The sequence below is a fragment of the Nocardia sp. NPDC004168 genome, from assembly GCF_040610355.1.
In the GTDB taxonomy this organism is placed as follows: Bacteria; Actinomycetota; Actinomycetes; order Mycobacteriales; family Mycobacteriaceae; genus Nocardia; species Nocardia sichangensis.
The window spans coordinates 194,207-216,051 of record NZ_JBEXME010000002.1 but is presented as its reverse complement, the minus strand read 5'-3'; the positions used below and the strand labels follow the sequence as shown (position 1 = coordinate 216,051).

Annotated in this window: 16 protein-coding genes; 10 read left to right on the top strand and 6 right to left on the bottom strand. The window is 70.5% G+C overall.

The window, feature by feature from the left end:
• Window positions 1-49: 49 nt before the first annotated feature.
• Window positions 50-1,078 carry a phosphogluconate dehydrogenase (NAD(+)-dependent, decarboxylating) gene (gnd, locus tag ABZW96_RS04730; protein ID WP_355071369.1) on the top strand — a complete coding sequence of 343 codons (1,029 nt, stop codon included), beginning with the start codon at window positions 50-52 and terminating at the stop codon, window positions 1,076-1,078.
• Window positions 1,079-1,132: 54 nt separating this feature from the next.
• Here gnd and ABZW96_RS04725 read toward each other — a convergent pair whose 3' ends face one another.
• Entirely contained in the window at window positions 1,133-2,455 is a 1,323-nt protein-coding gene (locus tag ABZW96_RS04725) for an acetyl-CoA C-acetyltransferase (protein WP_355071367.1), read from the bottom strand.
• 212 nt (window positions 2,456-2,667) lie between these two features.
• On the opposite strand from ABZW96_RS04725, the gene ABZW96_RS04720 reads away from it, so the two are divergent.
• Together ABZW96_RS04720 and ABZW96_RS04715 are read left to right on the top strand one after the other, a co-directional pair.
• Complete coding sequence (locus ABZW96_RS04720; RefSeq protein WP_355071365.1) at window positions 2,668-4,026, top strand: 3-oxoacyl-ACP reductase; 1,359 nt, start codon at window positions 2,668-2,670, stop codon at window positions 4,024-4,026.
• A complete protein-coding gene (locus tag ABZW96_RS04715; RefSeq protein ID WP_355071364.1) occupies window positions 4,023-4,913 on the top strand; it encodes a MaoC/PaaZ C-terminal domain-containing protein in 891 nt (296 codons plus the stop codon). The genes ABZW96_RS04720 and ABZW96_RS04715 overlap by 4 nt, the downstream gene beginning before the upstream one ends.
• Window positions 4,914-5,028: 115 nt before the next feature.
• Here the strand turns inward: ABZW96_RS04715 and ABZW96_RS04710 are convergent, their stop codons facing one another.
• The 3 genes from ABZW96_RS04710 to ABZW96_RS04700 all read right to left on the bottom strand — a co-directional run bounded on the left by ABZW96_RS04710 (window position 5,029) and on the right by ABZW96_RS04700 (window position 8,244).
• A complete protein-coding gene (locus ABZW96_RS04710; protein ID WP_355072099.1) occupies window positions 5,029-6,261 on the bottom strand; it encodes a DUF5685 family protein in 1,233 nt (410 codons plus the stop codon).
• Between the two features lie 120 nt (window positions 6,262-6,381).
• Window positions 6,382-6,981, bottom strand: coding sequence for a TetR/AcrR family transcriptional regulator (locus tag ABZW96_RS04705; protein ID WP_040870930.1), 600 nt, complete (start codon window positions 6,979-6,981; stop codon window positions 6,382-6,384).
• A 99-nt stretch (window positions 6,982-7,080) separates the two neighbouring features.
• Complete coding sequence (locus ABZW96_RS04700) at window positions 7,081-8,244, bottom strand: glycoside hydrolase family 3 N-terminal domain-containing protein (protein WP_355071361.1); 1,164 nt, start codon at window positions 8,242-8,244, stop codon at window positions 7,081-7,083.
• A 174-nt stretch (window positions 8,245-8,418) separates the two neighbouring features.
• Between ABZW96_RS04700 and ABZW96_RS04695 the strand changes: the two genes are divergently transcribed.
• From ABZW96_RS04695 to ABZW96_RS04675, 5 genes are all read left to right on the top strand, one after another.
• A complete protein-coding gene (locus ABZW96_RS04695; protein WP_355072097.1) occupies window positions 8,419-8,892 on the top strand; it encodes a universal stress protein in 474 nt (157 codons plus the stop codon).
• Between the two features lie 135 nt (window positions 8,893-9,027).
• Window positions 9,028-10,122, top strand: coding sequence for an isochorismate synthase (locus ABZW96_RS04690; protein ID WP_355071360.1), 1,095 nt, complete (start codon window positions 9,028-9,030; stop codon window positions 10,120-10,122).
• Window positions 10,123-10,271: 149 nt separating this feature from the next.
• The gene (locus ABZW96_RS04685; RefSeq protein ID WP_083880942.1) at window positions 10,272-10,442 is read left to right on the top strand and encodes a DUF2613 domain-containing protein; all 171 of its coding nucleotides are present in this window, start codon (window positions 10,272-10,274) and stop codon (window positions 10,440-10,442) included.
• Window positions 10,443-10,515: 73 nt separating this feature from the next.
• Entirely contained in the window at window positions 10,516-14,805 is a 4,290-nt protein-coding gene (locus tag ABZW96_RS04680) for an alpha-(1->3)-arabinofuranosyltransferase (protein WP_355072095.1), read from the top strand.
• Window positions 14,806-14,974: 169 nt separating this feature from the next.
• Entirely contained in the window at window positions 14,975-15,421 is a 447-nt protein-coding gene (locus tag ABZW96_RS04675) for a DinB family protein (protein WP_355072093.1), read from the top strand.
• A 20-nt stretch (window positions 15,422-15,441) separates the two neighbouring features.
• On the opposite strand, the gene ABZW96_RS04670 is transcribed toward ABZW96_RS04675, so the two are convergent.
• Window positions 15,442-16,626, bottom strand: coding sequence for an acyltransferase (locus tag ABZW96_RS04670; protein WP_355071358.1), 1,185 nt, complete (start codon window positions 16,624-16,626; stop codon window positions 15,442-15,444).
• A 204-nt stretch (window positions 16,627-16,830) separates the two neighbouring features.
• Between ABZW96_RS04670 and ABZW96_RS04665 the strand changes: the two genes are divergently transcribed.
• Entirely contained in the window at window positions 16,831-17,991 is a 1,161-nt protein-coding gene (locus tag ABZW96_RS04665; protein WP_355071356.1) for a DUF3068 domain-containing protein, read from the top strand.
• A gap of 63 nt (window positions 17,992-18,054) precedes the next feature.
• Here ABZW96_RS04665 and ABZW96_RS04660 read toward each other — a convergent pair whose 3' ends face one another.
• Complete coding sequence (locus ABZW96_RS04660; protein WP_355071355.1) at window positions 18,055-19,290, bottom strand: polysaccharide biosynthesis protein; 1,236 nt, start codon at window positions 19,288-19,290, stop codon at window positions 18,055-18,057.
• A gap of 316 nt (window positions 19,291-19,606) precedes the next feature.
• Between ABZW96_RS04660 and ABZW96_RS04655 the strand changes: the two genes are divergently transcribed.
• Window positions 19,607-21,844, top strand: coding sequence for a hypothetical protein (locus ABZW96_RS04655; protein ID WP_355071353.1), 2,238 nt, complete (start codon window positions 19,607-19,609; stop codon window positions 21,842-21,844).
• Window position 21,845: the final 1 nt, after the last annotated feature.

Genomic DNA, 21,845 nt, shown 5'->3' with positions numbered 1-21,845 from the left:
TCGAGACGACCCCGCCGCAAGACTTGGCTACACGAGGGAGATGGATGGCATGCAGCTGGGAATGATCGGCCTCGGCCGGATGGGCGCCAACATCGTGCGCCGCATCGTCGGGGACGGACACACCGCCGTCGGATACGAACGTCGCTCCGCGCACATCGACGAACTGCGCGCCGAGCTCGGGGACGGCTTCCGGGGCAGCACCGACCTCACCGAGTTCGTCGGCATGCTGGAGACGCCGCGCGTGGTGTGGGTCATGATCCCCGCCGGGGCCACCGGTGCGGTGATCGAGCAGGTCGCCGAGCTGCTCGAACCGGGCGACATCGTCATCGACGGCGGCAACAGCCGCTACCACGAGGACCTCGTGCGCGCCGAGCGCTTGCGGCCCAAGGGCATCCACTACGTGGACATCGGCACTTCGGGCGGGGTTTTCGGGCGGACTCGCGGCTTCTGCCTGATGATCGGCGGCGAATCCGAGCCAGTGAAGCACCTGGACCCACTGCTGAAATCCATCGCGCCGGGCCTCGGGGCGGCGGAGCGGACGCCGGGACGCGGCGGCGAGCCGTCCACGGCCGAGCTGGGTTATCTGCACTGCGGACCGGTAGGGGCGGGCCACTTCGTGAAAATGGTGCACAACGGCATCGAGTACGGGGCGATGGCCGCCTACGCCGAAGGGCTGAACGTCCTGCGCCGGGCCAACTACGGCGCCGAGCACACGGGCGAGTTCTCCGCGGAGGAGACGCCCCTGGAACATCCCGAGTACTACCGGTACGACCTGGACATCCCCGAGATCACCGAGGTGTGGCGGCGGGGGTCGGTGGTCGCGTCCTGGCTGCTGGACCTCACCGCGGCCGCGCTGCACGCGGACCCGAGCCTGGATTCCTACAGCGGCCGGGTATCCGATTCCGGCGAGGGTCGCTGGACGGTCGATGCCGCCATCGACACCGGCGTGCCCGTCCCTGTGCTGGCTTCGGCTTTGTTCGCGCGATTCTCCTCGCGGGGCGAAGCGGTGTACGCGGACAAAGTGCTCTCGGCGATGCGCAAAGCGTTCGGCGGGCACCTCGAGCTGCCCGGCGAGTAGGGCGCAGGTGGTCCGACCGGAATTCCGGTCGGACCACCTCGCGGTGTCGATCGGTCAGCGCTCGAGGATCGCCACGACGCCCTGGCCACCCGCGGCGCAGATGGAGATCAGCGCGCGGCCGGAGCCCTTCTCGGCCAGCTGCTTCGCGGTGGCGGCGACGATACGGCCGCCGGTCGCGGCGAACGGGTGACCCGCGGCCAGCGACGATCCGTTGACGTTCAGCTTGCTGCGATCGATCGAGCCCAGCGCGCCGTCGAGGCCGAGGCGCTCCTTGCAGTAGGCGTCGGACTCCCACGCGGTCAGGGTGGCCAGCACCACCGAGGCGAACGCCTCGTGGATCTCGTAGTAGTCGAAGTCCTGCAAGGTCAGGCCGTTGCGGGCGAGCAGGCGCGGCACCGCGTAGGTCGGGGCCATCAGCAGGCCGTCGGGCCCGTGGATGTAGTCGACCGCGGCGACCTCGCTGTCCACCAGGTGCGCCAGTACGGGCAGCTTGCGCTCGGCGGCCCACTCCTCGCTGGACAGCAGCACCGCGGAGGCGCCGTCGGTGAGCGGGGTGGAGTTGCCCGCGGTCATGGTCGCGTCACCGGCTTTGACGCCGAAGACCGGCTTCAGCGTCGCCAGCTTCTCGATCGAGGAATTCGGCCGCAGGTTGTCGTCGCGGGTCAGGCCGAGGAACGGCGTGATCAGGTCATCGAAGAAACCGCGGTCGTAGGCGGCCGCCATGTTCTTGTGCGACAGATAGGCCAGCTCGTCCTGCGCCTCGCGCGGGATGCCGAATTCCTTGGCGGTGATGGCGGCGTGCTCGCCCATGGACAGCCCGGTGCGCGGCTCGGCGTTGCGCGGGATCTCGATGCCGAGCATGCTCGGGCGCAGCTGGCCGACCAGCTTGAGGCGGTCTTTGTTGGTCTTGGCGCGGTTGGCGTCGAGCATCCACTCGCGCATGCCCTCGCTGACGCCGATCGGGGCGTCGGAGGTGGTGTCGGTACCGCCGCCGACGCCTGCTTCGATCCGGCCCGCGGCGATCGCGTCGCCGACGGTGACGATCGCCTGCAGGCCGGTGCCGCAGGCCAGCTGCAGGTCGTGCGCCGGGGTGTAGGGGCTGAGCTTGCTGCCGAGCACGCTCTCCCGGATCAGGCCGTGCTCGCCGACCCGCTTGAGCACGGCGCCGCCGACGACCATGCCGAGCCGCTCGCCCTGCAGGCCGAAACGGCTGACCAGCCCGTCCAGCGCGGCGGTGAACATGTCCTGGTTGGAGGCGTGCGCGTACGCCTTGTCGGAGCGAGCGAACGGAATCCGGTTGCCACCGACGATCGCGACCGGGCGGGTGGTCCTACCGGTCTTGGCGGCACTCTTCGCCGAACGGGCTTTGCTAGTCACTCGAGTCTCCAAGGTCTCGTGGATGGGTGTCCCGGCGGCCCGGTGGAGCACGGATATCTCCGCGCTGCTCGGCGCCCCGTCGCGGTTGTTTACATTAAACTTACTCTGGAGTAAGTTTAATGTCGACACATACCCCCGCAAAAGTGCGCCAGCAGACCACGCCGGGGCGATACCCCAGACCCGAGAGCCAGAACTCAGAAAAGGTAGGAATAGTGGCAGCCAGCAAGAGCAAGGGTGCTCCCAACCTCTATGGATCGTTCGTACACTCCGCGCCTGGCGCGTTCCTGGCCGGCAAGCTCGGCCTTCCGAAGCCGGAGAAGCTGCGCCGCTACGTCAAAGGCGAGCCGCCGCTGTCCGGGCCGGTGCTGATCGGCGGCAAGGGCCGCGTCGCCGAGCCGGTGCGCGCCCTGCTGTCGGACTACACCTTCGCCGACGCGCTGAGCCAGGGCACCAAGTACGGCGCCCTGGTATTCGACGCCACCGGCGTCGGCACCATCGAGGACCTCTCGCAACTGTTCGAGTTCTTCCAGCCCGCCCTGCGCAGCCTCACCTCCTCCGGACGCATCGTGGTCATCGGCACCACTCCCGAGCTGGCTTCCGGCATCGACGAGCAGATCGCGCAGCGCGCACTGGAGGGCTTCACCCGCTCGGTGGCCAAGGAACTGCTGCGCGGCTCGACCGCCCAGCTGGTCTATTTGCACCCGGAGGCGTCCGCGGCGGCGACCGGCCTGGAGTCGACCCTGCGCTTCCTGCTCTCGGCCAAGTCGGCGTTCGTCGACGGCCAGGTCATCCGGGTCGGCAAGGACGACGCGAGCGCGCCCGCCGACTGGGACCGCCCGCTGGACGGCAAGGTCGCGGTGGTGACCGGCGCCGCGCGCGGCATCGGCGCCACCATCGCCGAGGTGTTCGCCCGCGACGGGGCCCAGGTGATCGTGGCCGACATCCCGGCGGCGGGCGAGGCGCTGTCGCAGACCGCGAACAAGGTGGGCGGCACCGCGCTCGCGCTCGACGTCACCGCGCCCGACGCGGCGGAGAAGCTGGCCGAGTTCGCCACCGAACGTTTCGGCGGCATCGATATCGTCGTGCACAACGCGGGCATCACCCGGGACAAGCTGCTGGCGAACATGGACGAGGGCCGCTGGAACGCGGTCATCAACGTCAACCTGGCCGCTCCGCACCGGATCACCGAGGGGCTGGTGGCCAAGGGCGCGCTGAAGGAGGGCGGTCGCGTGATCGACGTGTCCTCGATCGCGGGCATCGCGGGTAACCGCGGGCAGACCAACTACGGCGCGTCCAAGGCGGGCGTCATCGGCATGGTGAACGCGGAGGCGCCGAAGCTGGCGGAGAAGAACATCACCATCAACGCCGTCGCGCCGGGTTTCATCGAGACCGCGATGACCGCCGCCATCCCGCTGGCCACCAGGGAAGCGGGCCGGCTGATGAGTTCGCTGCTGCAGGGCGGCCAGACCGTCGACGTCGCCGAGACCATCGCCTACTTCGCGAGCCCGGCGTCGAGCGCGGTGACCGGCAACGTCGTGCGGGTCTGCGGACAGAGCCTGATCGGAGCATGATGGCCCAGGCTCCGGCAGGCAAGGAGAAGACCCAGGTGATCGCCCTCACCGAACCGCCGAAGAACAACCGCCTGTTCGTCAAGGCGGCGCTCGGCGCGGTGCCGCTGCTGTCGGCGCGCAAGCCGACGCTGCCGGACCGGGCCGTCCGGCTCGACGGGCTGCGGGTGGACCCGGATCATCTGGCCGCCTACTGCCGCGCGACCGGGCTGCGGTTCGGCGACGCGCTGCCGCTGACCTACCCGTTCATCCTCACCTTCCCGCTGGCGATGCAACTGGTGGTGGCGCGGGACTTCCCGTTCGTGGCGGTGGGCGCGGTGCACGCGCAGAACGTCATCGAGCGCACCCGCGAGATCTCGGTGAGCGAGCCGCTGGACATCCGCACCCACATCGAGAACCTGCGCGAGCACCCGAAGGGCCTGCTCGTGGACGCGATCAGCGATGTGAAGGTGGGCCGGGAGCAGGTGTGGCACCAGGTCACCACGTTCCTGCACCAGCAGCGCACCTCGCTGTCGGGCGGGCCGAAACCGGAGCCCAAACCGGAGGAGGTTCCGCCGCCGCCGCTGCGCACCCTGCGGGTGGATCAGAAGACGATCACCCGGTACGCGGCCGCGTCCGGTGACCACAATCCGATCCACACTTCGGCATTGGGCGCCAAGGCGTTCGGCTTCTCGCGATCGATCGCCCACGGCATGTGGTCGGCGGCGACGATTCTCGGGGCGGTCGAGGGACGCATTCCGGAGCAGACCACGTACTCGGTCAAGTTCGGCAAGCCGATCCTGCTGCCCTCCGCCGTCAACCTGTATGCCGATCAGGTCGAAGGCGGTTGGGATCTGGCGCTGCTCCACCCGAAGAAGGGGTACCCGCACCTGACGGCGACCCTGCGCTGAACGTTCCGCGAAGCCGCATCCCGATTCCCACGAATCAGGATGCGGCTTCGCGCTTTTCAGCGAGATCGGCCGTGCCTTTCGCACGGGAGCGGCCGGCTCGCCGCTCCAGCACGGATCAGCAGTCGCAACCGCAGTCGCAGCAATTGCAATCCCCGCAATCGCAACAACTGCAATCACACCCGCCGCAATCTCCGCAATCTCCGCAGTCGCAGTTCTTGATCCACGCGTCCTTGCGTTCGCCCGTACACGGTTGCGTGTGGTCGGCGCAGCACGCGTAGCCGGTGCAGTAAGCGCCCAGGATGAGCGCGAGAGATTCACCGATGCCAGGGCGGCGGGTCGGCGGGCGGTGGCGGGTTCCGTGCGCGTGGGCGCGGATGTCGGCCCCTTCGGGCGACACCGAGCAAGTGTGGGCGGCGAACGCGCCGAGCCCGCCGCCGAGCCGCCGCAGCACCGCGGTCAGCGGGTCGAGCAGCATCCAGCGTACGGTGGGAACCCGGCTGAGTTCGGCCGCCGCGACGGCCGCGCGCAGGCGCGAATTCGACTGCCGCATCAGGTCGTAGGCCTCGGGCAGGCTGGTTCCAGTAGCCGCGAGAGGGTTGAAGCGGTCGTGGGCGGCGTCATCGTCATAGTCGGTTACGGCGTCGGCTAGATGCGCGATCCGGCCGAACTGCCATCCCGCCTCCCGCAGCGCGTCGACGTTGTCCGTGCGGTCGGCCAAGACAGCTGTGTGGGCGAAGAACTCCGACGCGCACAGCTGAGTGGGTGCGGTCAACCGGTCGATCGGGTCGGCCGACGGCGACATCGCGGAACGCCAATGCGAGGAATGGGCAAGGGATTCCGGCGCGAAACCAGCCCCGCCCACGGCGACCAGCTCCTTCGCCTCCTGCTCCAAACGCACCTGCGCGGCGAGCGCCGCGACGAGCGGTTCGACGTCCAGACCGATTCGGTCCGCGCCCGCGCGAGCCTCGCGGTGCCATCGCGTCGCGGCTTTCGCCAGCGGCCCGCGCGCGAGCGCGACCACCTCACCGTCGTCCACGTGATCGCGAATCTTGGCCGCCGCCAACAACAACGACGCGGTGGTGGCGAGCTGGACGCCGGGCGCGCCCGCGGCGACCACCGACGCGCGGCGCATTCCGCGCAGCGGGCACGGCGCCGCGGTGGTGCGTGCCGCCGGTCCGGACTGGGCCTCGGTGAGCATGCTCAGCACCAGCGCGTCCTTGTTGGTGGTGGCGCGGGCGAGCTGACCGTGCCCGTCGCGCAAGCCGAGACACAAACCGCACAGATGCGCCCGCCATTCGGCCGCATCGATTCCATACTTCTGAGCGCCGTGCGCACACGGCCTGAGCAACCCGAACAATTCCGCCCCGTTTCTCCCCGGCTCTTCGGACGAGCCGGTCCGCGCTGTGCGAACTCACGCACTTTGGCAGGAGGGGCGGCGCGGAAGCAACCGATCCGGGCGATGGGCGGGCTACTCGGTTTTCTTCCGTCCGGCGAGACCGCGCCAGGCCAGATCATCGAGCAGGTCGACGGCCTCGGCGACCTCGATCCGGCCGCTGGCCAGCCGGTCGGCGATGGCCTCGCCCGCGCCGATCACGGCGACCGCGACGACGTCGAAGTTCGTCCCCGGCTCGGCGTGCTTGGCGCTGGACTCCAGCAGTTTTGCGGTCAGCTCGATGACGCGTTCGCGCGCGTTCTCGATCTCCGAGGCGAACGCCTGCTGGCCGATGGCCTGCCGGTAGAGCACTTGCCAGGAGCGCCGGTTGCGGTCGACGAAGCCGAGGAAGCCCTCCAGCGCGGTGCGCACCTGCTCGTGCGGCGTGAGCAGCGGGTTGCCCGCGGGCGCGACGGATTCGATGAACCGCAGCCCCTCGCGCTGGATGCAGGCGCGGAACAGTTCGTCCTTGGAGCCGTAGTACAGATACAGCATCGGCTTCGAGATCTTCGCCTCGGCGGCGATCGCGTCCATCGACGTGTCGTGGAAGCCTTTACGCGAGAAGACCTCCACGGCGGCGTCGAGCATCTGCTGCTCGCGTACCGCCCGCGGAAGCCGCTTCGTACCGCCCGCCATCCACACTCCTACCACAGGTGAATCTCATATATTACTCCAAGGTAAGTTCCGGCGGTCCGATTTGCTCACCAGTCGCCCGACCCGACCGTGCGGCGCGCCTCAGCAGCGCGGCAACGCACCTTTGTACGCGGCCAACCGCAACACCGAAGCATCCACCTGGGCCATCGGCAGCCGCCCACTCGAAACCGCCTGCTCCAGCCGGTCGAGCACCTGGGGCACCGCGTCGGTGGTGATCCACAAGGCGCTGTCCGCGCCGGCGACCAATGCGGCCTCGACGGCGTCCTCGATCGACATCCGGCTGGTGATCGCGGCCATGCCACCGAGATCGTCGGTGAAGATCGGTCCCTGGAACGGCGCGGCTCCGTAGCCGGTGCCCTCGCGCAGCAAACGCATCGCTTCCGGGCTGATGCTGGCCGGGACGTTGGGTGTGGTCAATCCGGGCACGTCGAGGTGACCGACCATGACGGCCGCGCCCGAGCCGATCAGGTTGCGGAACGGCACCAGGTCCGTGTTCTGCATCTGGTCCAGCGGCGGGGTGCGCACCGCGCCGGTGTGCGAGTCGCCCGAACCGGATCCGTGACCGGGGAAGTGCTTCATCACCGTGCCGACGCCGACCTCGCGCATGGCGCGGATGTAGGCGTCCGCGTAGCGGGTGACCACGTCCGGGTCGTCGGAGAAGGAGCGGTCGCCGATGACGGAGTCGTCCGGCTGGGAACTGACGTCGACGTCGGGAGCGAAATCCACCGTCACACCGAGATTCTTCAGCGCGCGACCCCTGGTCAGCGTCGCACTATAAAACTCATCGGGGCTCATGGTCTGCGCCGTCTGCCGCGCCGAGGGCGCCGCGCCGATCAGGTCGCGCACCCGCGAGACCCGGCCGCCCTCCTCATCGATGGTCACTATCAGCGGCACCTTGGCAGCCTGCTTCACCTGCTCGATCTGGCCGGAGGCGAGCAGCGCCTGGTCGGTCCAGCCGCCCACGAAGATGCCGCCGATCTGCTCGTTGCGCACCACGTTCGTGGCGTCGGCCGCACCGGTGACGCCGACCGTCAGCAACTGGGCGAGCTTCTGGCGGGTGGTGAACTGCGCGAGGTATCCCGCGTTGCAGTCCGGCGGCGCCGAGCTGGTGACGGGGACCGCGGCGGTGGTCGCGTCCGTGGTGGTGGTTGTGCTCGATGGGGCCGACTCGGTGGAGCCACCGTTCGAGCAGGCGGTCGCGACCGCGGCGAGTACGGCGAGTACGAGCAGAGGCGTCTTCCGCATAGAGGTCAACCGTACTCGCCGCGACGTGCGCGACCGCAGTCGCTACGTCCCTACCGAGCAGGCAACTCGGGTGCGGCCGCGAACCCGCAGGTAGACCCCCGAAAACAAGCGCTCGACGCGGGCCTCCAGGGGTAATCTCGAGGTGTCGCCGTGCGTCCTTTCCAGGAGGTCATCGTGCCCTGCGATCTGATGCTCATCGCCTACGACGGCTCCGAGAACGCCAAGCGCGCTGTCGAATACGCCGGGCGATTCCTCACCGCCGACCGGGCCATCGTGCTCACCGCCTGGGAGCCCATGGTGCGGCAAGCGGCTCGCCTGTCCGGGCTGTCGGGAGTGATGCAACCGGAATGGGTGCCGGACGACGAGATCGAGGACATCGCCTACGTCGACGCGCGCGCCATCAACGCCGAGGGCGTGCGGCTGGCCGAACTGGTGGGTCTCAACGCCGAGGCGCGCACCGCCGAATGCGCCACCACCATCTGGAACGCCATCGTCGACTGCGCCGACGAACTGGACGTCGACATCATCGTGGCAGGCACCCGTGGCGCCACCGGCATCCGCGCGCTGCTGCACAGCAGCGTCGCGGACGCCGTCCTCAAGCATTGTCACCGCCCGGTCCTGCTCGTCCCGCCCGGCAAGAGCTCGTGATCGCACTCGCGTGAGATATGGATCGCTCCACCGCTGTGGGGCGCGGCGACGGGGTTACGCGTACCTCCGCCTTCGCTCCGGCCATGCGCGGGCTGAGGACGGACCACGTCCGACCGCACCCACTAGGTTGGGGGCATGGATGGGTTCCTGCTTGCCCGGGCCGACGGGGTTGTTCGTGGTCACGGGACCCGGGTCTGCTTCGACGACGCGCGACGAGCGCGGGCGGCGCTGCTGGACGGCAGTGCGCGGCTGGTCGTCGGCGCGCTGCCCTTCGATCCACGGGAGCCTGCCGCGCTGAGCGTGCCGGAGCGCGCCGTGCACACCGCTGGTCCATGGCGGCCCGCCGCGTTGCCCGAGCTGCCGCCGGTGCGCGTGGTGACCGAGGTCCCGAGCCCGGCCGAGCATGTGGCGCGGGTGACCAAGTTGGTCGAGCAGCTCAACGATCCCGCACAACCGCTGCGCAAGGTGGTCGCGGCGCGGTCGGTGCTGGCCGAGGCGCAGTCCGCGCTCGACCCGGAAGTCGTCGCGGGACACCTGCTGACCCGGCATCCGCACGCGAACGTCTTCGCGGTCGATCTCACCCCCGCCGGACGCCCCGGTGCGACGCTGGTCGGCGCGACGCCCGAAGTGCTGATCGCCCGGCAGGGCGACACGGTGACGCTGCGCCCACTGGCGGGCACCGCGCCACGGCGAGCCGATCCGGAAGCCGACGCCGCTCAGGCCGGGGAACTGCTGGCGAGCACCAAGAATCGGGACGAGCACGCCTTCGTGATCGACTGGATCCGCGAGCGGCTCGCGCCGGTCTGCGCCGAGCTGTCGATTCCGGAGAGCCCGGAACTGATCAGCACCCATGAGGTGTGGCATCTGGCGACACCCGTCACCGGGCGGCTGCGCGACAGCACGATCACGGCATTGGACCTGGCGCTGCTGCTGCACCCAACGCCCGCGGTCTGCGGCACCCCCACCGGCCTGGCGCTGGACACCATCACGCACCTCGAGGACGACCGCGGCTTCTACGGCGGCGCCGTCGGCTGGTGCGACGCCGACGGCGACGGCGTCTGGGTGGTCGCGATCCGCTGCGCGGAACTCTCGGCCGACGGTCGCGCGGTGCGGGCGTACGCGGGCGGCGGCATCGTCGCGGCCTCCGACCCGCAGGCGGAACTCGACGAGACCACCGCGAAACTGCGCACCCTGCTCGGCGCGCTGCACTGCGCTCTCCCCGCCCGCTGACGCGGCCGCTTTCCGGGCAGTCCGTCGGGCGCTCCAGCGTCGGCCGGGGCGCGTTCAGCGGAGATTCGGCGGCCTGAACGCATACAAATACCGGACGCCCTGCTAGGTTGGCCGGGAACGTGCCTGCATCGACGTATTGGAGTACCGCGATGAAGTTTGCTGTCCCGGGTGTTGCGAGTGCCGTCGCGGGCGCCGTGCTGGGCGTGCTCAGCGTCTTCCTCATCACCATGGCGGTCCAGCAGAACTCGCGGCCGGAGATCGATCGCAGCGGAGACAAGGACTCCTCGCTGCTGAACAACGTTGAGTACGGCAGCCGCTGACCCGCTGACCTCCGCTTCACCCGCCGACTCGCTCGGATCGTCCGGGGCGCCGGGGCAGCACAGCACCGCGCCGCTGGGCAGACGTTGGTTCGCCGCGACCGTCGTCGTGGCGTTCCTGCTGACCTTCGTGCAGGCTCCCGGCCTCACGGTCGCCGACACGAAATACGACCTGGCGCAGAATCCGCTCGGCTTCCTGGAACGCGCGAGCCATCTGTGGAGCAGCCAGGCGCCGATGGGTCAGGTGCAGAACCAGGCCTATGGCTACTTCTTCCCGCACGGCGCGTTCTTCTCGCTCGGCCATCTGCTGGGCGCGCCCGCCTGGGTGACGCAGCGGATCTGGTGGGCGCTGCTGCTGCTCGCCGGATTCTGGGGGATCGTGCGCCTGTGCGAGGCGCTCGGCATCGGCACGCGCGGCTCACGCGTCGTCGCCGCGCTCGCCTTCGCGTTGTCGCCGCGAGTGCTGACCACCGTCGGGTCGATCTCCTCGGAGACGCTGCCGATGATGCTGGCGCCGTGGGTGCTGCTCGCGCCCGCCGCGCTCGGCGTCGCCGGGCGCGAGCGGCGGCGGGGCGGGGCCGAGTCCGCCGCGGGCAGTGCGCTGGCGCTGGCTCTGATGGGCTCGGTCAACGCGGTCGCGACCGTGGCCGCCTTTTTGCCTGCGCTGCTGTGGTGGGCGGCTGCTTCGCCTGTGACCGGCCGTGGACGGACTGCGTCCGACGGCGCCCGAGCGGGCTTCTCTCGCTACAACCAGCGTTGGTGGCGCTTCACCGCCGCCTGGATCCCGCTGCTGGTGCTGGCCACCTTCTGGTGGGCGGTGCCGTTGCTGCTGCTCGGCAAGGTGAGTCCGCCGTTCCTGGACTACATCGAGTCCTCGGGCGTGACCACGCAGTGGGCCTCGCTCGGCGAGGTGCTGCGCGGCACCGACAGCTGGACGCCGTTCGTCTCGCCGGAACGCATCGCGGGCGCGGTGCTGGTCACCCAGCCTGCGGCGGTGCTGGCCACCGGGCTGGTCGCGGCGGCGGGCATGGCGGGGCTGGCCCTGCGGTCCATGCCGTATCGCGGCAGGCTCGTCCTGATCCTGTGTGTCGGGCTGGTCGGCATCAGCGCCGGGTTCGTCGGTGAACTGAGCGGACCGTTCGCGGAGTCGGTGCGCGTCTTCCTGGACTCCGGCGGCGCCCCGCTGCGCAACGTGCACAAGCTGGAGCCGTTGATCCGCATCCCGCTCGTGCTGGGGCTGGCGCAGCTGCTCGCCCGGGTTCCGCTGCCCGCCTCGGTACCGCTGAAGTCTTGGCGGAGCGCTTTCGCGCACCCGGAGCGGGACCGCGCGGTCGCGATCGCGGCGCTGATCCTCACCGCGCTGGCCCTGTCCACCTCGCTGGCCTGGACCGGCAAACTCGCCCCGCGCGGCGCCTACGACCGGGTACCCGCGTACTGGCAGCAGACCGCGGACTGGCTCGAGCACAACGCCGCCGATACGCGCGCCCTGGTGGTGCCCGGCGCGCCCTTCGGCAGTCAGGTCTGGGGACTCACGCGCGACGAACCACTGCAAGCGCTGGCCCGAACGCCGTGGGCGATCCGCGACGCGGTGCCGCTGAACCCGCCCGGCACCATCCGCGCGATGGATTCGGTGCAGCGGCTCATCGCCGACGGCAGGCCATCGGCCGGACTGGCCGCGACGCTGAGCGCCCAAGGGATCGGCGTCGTCGTCCTGCGCAACGACCTCGATCCGGAGACCTCCCGCTCGACCCGGCCGATGCTGGCCCATCAGGCGCTCGACGGGTCGCCCGGGCTGCACAAGGTGGCCGAGTTCGGCAACCCCATCGAATCGGTGGTGATCGCCGACGACCTGGTGGCCGACGGTGACCTGCGCCCGCCGTACCCGGCGATCGAGATCTACCGGGTGGACGCGCCGGGCCACGGGACACCCGCGGAAGTGCGTAGCGGCACCGGCGCGCCCGAGGCTTTCCCCGGCGCGTACACCGTCCCGCTCGGAGACGTCCCGGTCATCCAGGGCGGCCCCGAAGTGCTCGAGCGGATGCGCCGCGATCCCGGCCTCGCCCGGACACCCGCCTTGCTCGCCGCCGACGCGACCGAGGCCGGGTTGCCGCTCGGCCCGGTGACGGTCACGGATACGCCGATGGATCGCGAAGCCGATTTCGGCCGGGTGGACAACCACAACTCCGCGTTGCGCGCACCCGACGACGCGCGCCGCACCTTCAACCTGGTCCCCGACTATCCGGTGCCAGGCACCGAATTGGTGCGCGGCGCGTGGTCGGGCGCCACTGTCACCGCGTCGAGCTCGGCCGCCGACGCCACCCAGCTCGGCGGCGCGGCCCCGGGAAGTTCCACCGCGGCCGTCGTCGACGGCGATCCGTCCACCGCATGGATCAGCAACGGCACCGAGCCCGCCCTCGGCCAATGGCTCCGGCTCGATCTCGACCACCCGATCAAGGCCGGGCAACTGAACCTGACCACCAGTTCGGCCGCCATCGGCGACCCGGTCAAATGGATCGAGGTGCGCACCGCGAACGGCACCGTTTCGGTGCGGGTGCCCGAACCCGGCGCGCCGGTCTCGGTTTCGCTCCCCGCAGGCCGCACCGAGTGGCTGAAGATCACCGCGATTCGCACCGAGAACGGTTCCTCGGGAGGGCAATTCGGGATCAGCGAACTCACGCTGGACGATTACTCGACGCGCAACGCGCCCGTCCGCGTCGACATCAGGCATCGCACCGTGGTGCCGTCGGCTCCCGCGGGCGCACCGGTGCGGGAATGGGATCTCGGTCAGGAATTCCCCGGCCGCAGCGCCTGTTTCGACGCGCCCGACCGGGTGCGTTGCAGTAAAGGTCTCGCCTTGGCCCCGGAGGAACCGGGGGCGTTTCAGCGCACGCTGACCGTCCCGGAACCGATGTCGGTCGCCCCGGAACTGACCGTCCGAACCCGGCAAGGTCCGGCACTGGAGGCGCTGCTCACCGACCACGCCAGGCCGGTGGCCCGGGGCAAGGCCGACGTCGGCGACCTGCGCGGGGCCGCATTCGCCGCGACCGACGGCGATCCGCGCACGAGCTGGACCGCACCGGAGGACTCGGTCCGCGAGCCGACCGCAGGCAGGCCGACGCTCACCCTCGAGTTGCCCGAGCCCACGCTGGTGACCGGCCTCGAACTGACTCCCTCGCTCGGCGGTCTGCCCGCCGCGCCCACCTCGGTGACGGTCAACCTCGGCGACGGCCCGCAGGTGCGCGAGCTGGACGACGACGGCCGGGGCGCGCCGACGCGGATCTCCCTGCATCCCACGGTGACCGACCGCATCGAGTTGAGCATGCGGACCTGGCAGCCGGTGCTGGACAAGACCGCGCTGGGTTTCGTCCAGACCCAGCCGCCCGGACTGGCCGAGGTGACGGTCATCGGACCGGACTACCCGGAGGCCGCCGCGCTGGACCGCGAGATCACCGTCCCGTGCGCACTCGGCCCGACGATCGACACGGGCGGCCGGACGCTGCGCACCACGGTCACCGCCACCGTCGGCGAATTGCGGTCCGGGGCGCCGGTTCCCGCCCGGGTGTGTACGGACGAAGCGGACACACCGGAACTCACGCTGCCGCAAGGCCGGGCCGACGTGGCGGTCGGTCCGACCGACCTCTTCTTCGTGGATCGCCTGCGCCTGAACCGAACCGGGGCGGAAGCCGCCGCCGCACCGCCGACGAACGCGGGCGACCGCCTGCTCGTGCTGCCGCTGAGCACCAATGTCGGATGGCGCGCGACCAGCGCGGACGGGCGCGTGCTCGAACCCGTGGTGGTCGACGGCTGGCAGCAAGCCTGGCTGCTGCCTGCCGATGCCACCGGCCCGGTGACGATCACCTTCCCGGTCGACCGGTGGTATCGCCTTGCCATCTTCGGCGGATTGCTGCTGCTCCTTCCGCTCGCGGTGCTGGCCGTTCCCCGCCGCGCGCGGCCTGCCGCGGGTATGCCTACCGACCAGGCGAATTCGAGCACCGAAGTGCCCGGCACCTGGGGCCGTCGCTGGATGGGCGCGATCGGGCTCACCGGCGCGGCCACCGTGATCGCAGGTCCGGTGGGTGGTGCCGCCACGGTGATCGCCTTGGCCGCAACGCGTTTCACGCGATTTGTCACACCGCGCGCGCTCGTCGTCGTCGCGGGCATGGGCACCATGCTGTCCGCTGCCGCGCTGTCCACGGGCCCGTGGCGTTCGCCCGACCGTTATATGGGCGGCTCCGTGCTGGTGCAGCTGCCCGCAGTGCTCGCGATCATCGCGGTGGGCATCGCGGCGCTGCCTCGGCCGAAACACGCCGATCGGCCCGGCGCGGTCCGGCCGGACGAAACCGATCCGCCGACCGGAGAGCACTGACCCGCGGCCCGCGCGCCGGCCGGCGACCTCGGCCCGCGCGAAGCGCGGCAGCGCCGCTGGACAAGACCCCATTCGCCGTGCGCCGCAACGGCACCCGTTGCTAACGTGACCACGCGTGAACACCTGTGCCGAATGCGGTTTCGTCTACGACTTGGCTTCGGCGGCCGACGTGCCGTCGCTGGCGCGGGAGCACGCCGTGGAATACGCCGACCTGCTCGGCGCCGACAGCGTCAAGTTGCGCGAGCGCGGCAAGCCCGATGTGTGGTCGCCGCTGGAGTACGCCTGCCATGTCCGGGATGTGCTGCTGGCCCAGCGCGAACGCGTGCTGGCCGCTCGCCGTTCGGACAACCCGCCCATCACCGCGATGGGCCGGGACGAACGAGTCGAGCACGACGGCTACGCCCAGCAGAATCCCGCCGACGTGGCCCGCCAGATCCGTGACGCCGCCCTGCTGTTCGCCAACGTGCTGGAGCGACTGGGCGACGACGATTGGGAACGCACCCTCGGCTTCCCCTACCCCGAACCCGCGGATCGCTCCCTGCGCTGGCTGGCGGTGCACACCCTGCACGAGCTGCGCCACCACCTGATGGACATCCACCGGCAACTCGACGGCTGACTTCGAGCGGGACCCGCCGATCAGGGCGCGGGCTCGGGTTCGGAGCTCCGTCGCACCCGGTCCCGGCGGCGAGCCCAGCGCCGCACCGGCTCCTCCACCAGCGCATAGCTGGCCGCGGCGACCGGAAGGGTGATGGCGACCGTGAGAACAAGGACGTAACCGAAGTCGCCCTGGAAGGGCAGGATGCCGAACACCGGGAAGACGATCGACAGCACCGCGAGGTGCCAGATGAAGATGCCGTAGGACCAGCGTCCGAGCGTCGCGGCCACCGGCGACTCCAGCCAGCGATGCCCGCGCGCGTCCGGGTCCCGCAGCACCAGCGGCGCGAGCAGCGCGAAGCCGATGATCGCGCCCAGCCCCATCTTCACCGCGTACTGCCATGGTTCGGCCCGGGTCAGACCCGCCGGACCGGCCAGATCGGTAGCCGCGAGCAGGAAGGCCACCGCCGCGACGGCCCACATCAGGGGCTGATTCCCGCCGAATTTCCACCAGCGTGATAGCCGAACGCTATGTTCGGCGAGCTCCGCGAGGAGCATGCCCGCGGCGAACCAGGGCAGATATCCGGGCAGCCAGTTGTCCGCGTGGATCGCGTCGGGTGTCGGGACCGGAATGAAATTCCAGCCGAGACTGATGAGGGCGACGGCGACCAGCACCGGCACCCGCCACCGCGCCGCCGGTCCGCGCAGGCGCACCAGCGCGAACGCCAGCAACGGCAGCACCAGATAGAAGGCCACCTCCACCGAGAGGCTCCACATCTGCGTGAGGCCGTCGGTGAGCGTCAGCGGCACGAATACCTGCAACAGCGCCAGGTTCGACACCCAGACCCGAAGGCCCGCGGTTCCGGCGGCGCTTGGCAGCAGCACCAGGACCGCGCACACCACCACCCAGTACGCGGGCAGGATGCGGGCGGCACGATGCCGCAGGTAGTAGCCCACGGGCGGAGCGGTGTCGAGCCCGCGCGCCGCCGCCGCGTGCGGACGCCAGAGCAGGAAGCCGGACAGTGCGAAGAACACCGCCACCGCCATGTCGAACCGGCCCCACACCCGTCCGACGACCGGCGTGCCCGCTGCGCCGGTCTGGAAGGCGACATGGGTCAGCAGCACACCGAGCGCGGCCATACCGCGCATGCCTTCCAAGGCAGGCACGAACGCGCGGGGGCGCACCCGTTCGGTCGCGGGCGCGGTGCTGGGCAGGGTTGCGGTCATCGGGCTCCAGTCTGCCTCGGCGGGTCCACAGTTGATAACCCGACGTTTCAGATTTCGCGCTAGACTCGGGCGATTTCTCGGCCGTTTCCGGCCTCGACGCCGCATGGTACGACATCGGACTGTTAGTGTCGGGGCTCACGAGTGCCGCGGCGTGCCCGCAGTACTCGCCGGAGCGACCTGTGTTCTACGACGAGGAGAGTTTGCATGGCACTGAGTGCCGGTACCAGAAGGACGGTGGCCTGCCTGCTCGTGGGTCTCGGCGCGTTGCTGATCGTCGCCGCAATCATGATCCCGACCTACACCGTCGACAAACTGGCGAAAACTCCCCTCGACTTGGAGATCACCACTATCGCGACGAACCAGCAGAATGAGGACAGCCTGGTACTCGACTCCAAGTCGCTGACCGCTCCGGAAGGCTCGGCGAAGGTCGACACCAACGTCCCGCTGGTCTCGCAGCGCTTCCTCACCGTCGAGGACCCGGCCGACGCCCACCAGATGACGGTGCAGGCGGGCCAGACGCTGCGGCGCATCGACAAGCAGGGCGACACCGGCCTGCTCACCGCGACCGTCGACCGGGTGACCATCGACCGGGTGACCGGTGAGCCCGTCAGCACCCAGCCGAACGGTTCGATCGCGGTGACCGCGAACCTGGAGGGCCAGAGCATCGCGGAGCCGGTGCAGCACACCGGTCTGCAGTACCGATTCCCGATCGGCACCGAGAAGAAGACCTACCCGTACTTCGATCTCAACGTTCGCAAGACCTTCGACGCGAACTTCATCGAAGAGACCGAGATCAACAACACGAAGGTCTACCACTTCCAGATGTCGGTGCCCGCCACCAGCCTCTGGGACGTCGTGCAGGCGCCGACCAACCGGCTGAGCCTGCCCGCCGCCAAGTGGGGCGTCGAGGGCGGCGATGCCCCGGTGACCATGACCCGCTACTACACCAACACCCGTGACCTGTGGGTGGAGCCGCAGACCGGCACGGTCGTCAAGGGCGGCGAGGCGCTGCACCTCTACTACTCGCGCACCGCGGACAAGCCGGAGGTCACCGCGCTGAAGTCGCACCTGGTGTTCGACGAGAACACGATCGAGTCGCAGCTGTCGGTGGCCAAGGAGAACATCGACAAGCTGTCGCTGTACGGCCGGATCCTGCCGATCATCCTGGGCGTCCTCGGTGTGATCGCGCTGATCGTCGGTGTGGTTCTCGGCATTCGCGGCGGCTCGGCTCCGACGCCCGCGCGGGCGGGCGGGGCCCCGTTCCAGCGTCCGGGCGGTTCGGCTCCGACCAGCCCGGCCCCGCGCGTCAACCGCGGCGCCGACGACGCACCGACCGAACAGATTCGGATCGATAAGCAGCCCTGACCGGCTGAGCGTTCCTGAATTCGGCTCCCCCGCCCTCCGGCGGGGGAGCCGAATTCGTTTCGGTCAGCCGACCGGGCGCAGCGGTTCGGGGCGCGCCGTGTGGTCGGCCGCGCGCAGGACCATGACGGCGACCACGACGGTGGTGGTGGCCGCGACCGATACCGCCGTGGTGATCAGCGCCGGAATCGAGCGGGCCAGCGACAGCATCAGGGTGACTTCGACGACCAGGCCCAGCCAGGTGACCAGTGCGAGGGAAGTGCGGTCGACGGCGATGGCCGAGAGCACCGCGCCTTGCAGCACGGCCAGCAGCGCGCCGTGCAACGCGAACAACCACAGCAGGCCCTGGATCGGGGCATAGTCCTCGCCCGCGAGCAGCGGGGCGAGCGGCGCGGCCAGCGCGGCCCCGAGCACGGCGACGAGACCGATGCCGCTGAGCACCGCCAGCGCGGCCCGGATCGCGCTCGCCGAGTGCGTCGGCTGCGCCATTCGCGGATAGAGCACGACACCGACCGCCTGCGGCAGCCAGAAGGCGATCTTCGTGGCGATGGTGCCAAGGGCGTAACGGCTGGCGTCCACGTCGTCGAGCACGATCCGGACCACGATCAGGTCCGCCGACGAGAGAGCCATCATCGCCGCCTGCACTTGGGCGGCCCGCAGGACCGGCAGCACTCCGGGCGCGGAGACCTCGCCGGGTTCGTTTCGGGCGCGCTCGGACGGCGCACCTGCGACGATCCTGGCCAGCACTGCCGCCGTCGCGATGCCGCATGCGGCGGCCCACAGCGCGATCGTCGCGCCGCCGCCCAGCGCGAGAATTATCAGCGCGGGCGCGACCCGGGCGACCCCGGCGGCGCCGAGCACGACTCCCAGCGCTCGAAACCGCTTGCTGCCCTGCAGCACGCCCTGCTCGCCGGACAACAGCACCAGCGCGGGCGCCGCACCCAGTGCCGCCGCGGTGGCGGCCACTCCGGCGTGCAACGTGACGGCGACCAGCGGCACCAGCACCGCGGCCACCAGGGCGACGATCACCGCGCAGCGCCACTGCAGCCCGCGCAGCGCCGCCGTTCCCGCGCCGCGAACGAGTTCCCTGGCCACCACGTTCTGCAACGCCAGCGCGGGCACCGCGCACAGCAGCTGGACGGCGAGCAGACTCGCGAACTCGCTGTACCCGGTGACGCCCAGCCACCGCCCGGCCAGCAGTTGTAGCAGATACCCGGCGACGTTCGCGGTCATCGCACCGGCCGTCACCCACGTCAGATCCGCCACCACAGGAAACCGACGGACAGCAGACACGCCGCCCATCGTCCCACTCGCACGGACCACCGCCCGTCGCGCCCCGCCGGACCATGGGACAGGCAATGCGCTCGCCGGCGTCCCGACAGTTTTCGGCCTCGACAGACTCGCGACCACACAGCACCCACCCTGGTCCTCGTCATCCTCGCGGCAGCACATCACCCCAGATCAGACGGTGCGCCCGCCAGCTGATACCGGAGTACGGCCGGCTGCGACGGCGCTGGTACACAGCACCCCCGCGGTCCCCCCGGATTCAGCCGTGACATTTCCGCGCCGACGCCGCTGGATCGGCGGCGGTGGTGGCCGGGACGTACAGTGCTCAGGCGTGAGCGGGAGCAGTCGGACTCGAGCGGTGGTCGCGGCATACAGCGCGGCCGGTGCGCTGCTCGTCGCCGGGCCGTTGCTCGCGCCGGGGTATCTGTTGTTGCGAGACGCGGTGAGCACGCCGCGCAACTATCCGACCGACGCGGCGCTCGGCCTCGGCGACGCCGCGCCACGGGCGGTGCCACAGGACGCTCTGCTCGCGGCGCTGACGTCGTTCGCGGACGGCGGGCTGGTGGTCAAGGCGATTCTGCTCGTCGCACTGTGGGCCGCGGCGTACGGAGCGGCGACGCTCGCGCGTGAATTGCTGCGCGCGTCGCTCGGCCCGCAACTGGTCGCCGCGACGGTCGCGTTGTGGAATCCGTACGTGGCCGAGCGGCTGCTCCAGGGACACTGGAGCCTGCTCGCGGGCTATGCGGCGTTGCCGTGGACAGCGCTGGCCGCTTACCGCCTTCGAGGTACGGCCACTGCGAAGCGACGCCGACGGATCCCTTCGAACACACCCGCCTCGGCCGACACCACCGAGTCCACCCCGCACGGCGAACCGCTGGGCACCCCGGACACAATCGAGCACCCCAGCGAAGCGCCTGCTGACATCACCGGTAACGGCCCGCGTTCCGAAACAGCTGTCCCAGGGGAAGCGCCGGCGACTACGCACCACGTGTCCGATCGTGCGAGCGGAGTCGCACCGACCGAGGCCCGTGAGCACACCGGGTCGACCGGCCGAGCCGAACCACCACTGGCTACGCGCCACTCACCCGGACACCCCGGCGGGGTAGCGGCAGCCGAGCCCCACTGGCAACCAGCCGCGCCCGGCTCCTCCCATCGTTCCGACGACACCGCTCCGGCCGATTCAGCCGAACATCCGCGCAACTCCGTACCAACCGGCACGGCGGGCGAAGGCGGGCCGAATCGGCTCAGCGTCACAGCGGCGCCGCGCGCGACCGTCCGAACGGCAACCACCTGGGCGGCCCTGGCCGGATCGCTCGCAGCGGCCGGACTCACTCCGACCGGAGCGCTGCTGGCGGGCGTGACCGCTTTCGCCCTGGTCCATCGACGTCAACTCGCCGCGACGTTCGTCCTCTGGCTGGCCGCCTCCGCGCCATGGCTGGCCGCGACCGCGCTGTCCGGCGCGGGCGCGGAGCCATCCGATCCCGCGGGTATCGCGGCCTTCGCCGCGCGGGCCGAACCCGGTTTGGGCACGCTCGGGAGCCTGGCCGGTCTCGGCGGGATCTGGAACGCCGAGGCGGTACCGGACTCGCGCACCACACCGCTGGCGGCGATCGGCACGCTGGTACTGCTGGCGATAGTCGTGCTGGGCGTGCGCTCCGTCGCCACCGGCGGCCCCGATCCCGACAACCGCCACGTCCGCCGGGCATTGCTGCTGCTCGCCGTGATCGCGATCCTGTTCCCCGCGCTCGGCGCGACCGCGTGGGGCATGCACGCACTGGAATGGCTGGTCGCCCACGTTCCCGGCGCGGGTCTACTGCGCGACACCCAGAAGTACGCGGCCTTGGCCATGCCCGCTTTCGCGTTGTGCGCGGCGGCGGGGTGCGTGGTGACGGCTCGGCGTCTTTCCCGCGCGGACGCGACGACCGCCCGGCCCGCGACGGCGTCTCCGGCCACGACGGCAACGGTCACAGCGGTATTCGTGGCGCTTCTGGTGTTGCCGCTCTACGACCTCGCCTGGGGCGTCGGTGGAGCCGTCCGGCCCGTGCACTATCCCGCCGGCTGGCAGCAGGTCGCCGCAAGGATGGACGGTCCGGGCGACGTCGCGGTGCTGCCGGGCGGAATGTTCCGCAAGTTCCGCTACAGCGGCGCGGCTCCCGTGCTCGACCCCGCCCCGCGCATGCTGCCCAACGACGTCTTGCAGACGGGCGAACTCCCGGTGCGCGGACGCACCGTCTCCGGTGAAGGCGCCCGCGCACGAGAAGTGGAGAACCTGCTGCTCCACGGCGGCGCGCCCGCGGACCTCGCCCGCCTCGGCGTTGGCTGGATCCTCGTCGAACGGACCACCCCTGGACCGGTCGGCGCATCGGCGTCGACTCTCGCCCAGGTCGAACAGGTCTACGAGGACGCGGACCTGGCGCTGTATCGCGTGCCCGGTGTCGTCGAGCGCGGTACCTCGACGACCACACAACGCTCCGTCGCCGCCGCGGCCCACTTGCTCTGGGTCGCGGTGCTCGTCGCAAGCTCACTTACCGCTCTGGGCGCACGATTCCGCTCGAGATCACGGAACTGAC